The organism is Streptomyces sp. NH27, from assembly GCF_056859195.1.
The window spans coordinates 1-1,583 of sequence record NZ_JACEGK010000893.1 but is presented as its reverse complement, the minus strand read 5'-3'; the positions used below and the strand labels follow the sequence as shown (position 1 = coordinate 1,583).

1 protein-coding gene is annotated in these 1,583 nt (G+C 76.0%); it reads left to right on the top strand.

Annotated elements, in window-relative coordinates; genetic code table 11:
* The coding region (locus tag AC13HU_RS36840) for an AAA family ATPase (protein ID WP_483046355.1) at nt 1–1,583 on the top strand (1,583 nt) is incomplete at both ends.

Here is a 1,583-nt window from a genome sequence, read left to right as displayed (position 1 = left end):
CCCTGTACACCGCACTCGGCCTGGGCCGGAGCCGGCGGCAGCAGCCGAGGCTGGGGGAGGCCGAGGAAGCGATCGCCGCCGAGCTGCGCCGCTCCACCCGCCTGGTCGTGGCCACCGGCAGTGTCGGGCTGCGCCCCTCCGCGCTCGATCTGCTGCACCGCCTGTGGGCGCCGGAGCCGTTCCCGCTGGTGCTGGTCGGCGACACCACCCTGGCCAGCCTCCTGCAGCGGCACGACCAGGCGGCCCTGCACCCCCACCTCACCCGGTACCGCGTGGAGGCACCCGCCGAGCCCACCGCGCCGAGCGGTACGGCACAGGGCGCCATGCCGGGTACCGGCCTGCCCCCGGTACCGGGGGCCGCGTCCACTGCCCCCGGCGGCCCGGCCCCCGCCGCCCCAGGTCCGGCCGACCCAGGTCCGGCCGACCCAGGTCCGGCCGACCCAGGTCCGGCCGCCGGTCACGGCCCGGTACCGGCGTCGGGTACCGCGGTGCCGGACACCGGTGCCGCGGACGCCGGGCAGCTGGCCGGTGTCCTGGGCGACGCCGTGGAGGATTCCGGGATCGTGGTGGTCACCAGCCCGCACGCCGCGATCGCCGAACAGGCCCTGGCCGCGTGCCCGGCCGGCTCCGACCCGGAAACGGTGTGGGTGCATCCTCAACACGGCAGCCGCTCAACGCTGATCCAGGACCTCGCCACGCAACTGGGCCTGGACCCCACCCAGATGCCCCCATCCCTCGGCGACGCCGAAGACCTCCTCGTCGCCGAGCTGCAAGACCCCGCCCGCCTGGTGATCGTCCTCGACGCCCATCATCTTCAGCACGAGGCACTCCACCTCCTGTACCGGCTGTGGGTGAACGGCCTGTTCCCCCTGGTGCTGGCGGGCGACGACCGTCTTGACGACGCCCTGGCGCACCCGGACCTCGAAGGCCTGAACTCCAGCGTGCTCATCCGGCGCCACCTGCCCCACCACCCCGTCCCGGCCGCCGTCCCGGCGGCTGAGCCGGGCCCGGCGCCGGCGCCCGGCGCCGCGGTGCCGTCCGGCGACCTGACCGCGGACCTGCACGAGGCAGTCGAGCACCGGTCGGTGCTGGTCGTCACCGGCCCGGATGCCGACACCACCCGCACAACCCTCGACCGTGCCCTCGACACCGCCTCACTCCAGCCCCTGTACGCGGACGGCACCGGCCTGGACCAGGTGGTCTGCGGCCTGTTCAAGGGCCTCGGGCTCGGCCGACGCCGCCCCAGCGCCCTTCAGACGGCCGTGGTCAAGGTCACCGCCGAGCTGCGCCGCTCTCCCCGCCTGGTCGTCGTACGGGCGGCCCACGAATTGCCCGAGGACGCGCTGCGCTGGCTCGGCCTGCTGTGGACCGGCTCGGCCTTCCCCCTTGTCCTGGGCGGCGACCGCCGCCTCGACCACGCCCTCGGCCGGCCCGAACTCGCCGCCCTGTACGACGCTGCGGCCCGCCACCGTCTGCCGGACGCCCACCCGACCCGGGACGCCCCTGCCGCACGTCCCGCCACCGCGGCAACTGCGGCAACTGCGGCCGACCAGCGCCGCACGGCCGACACCCCGGGCCCACTG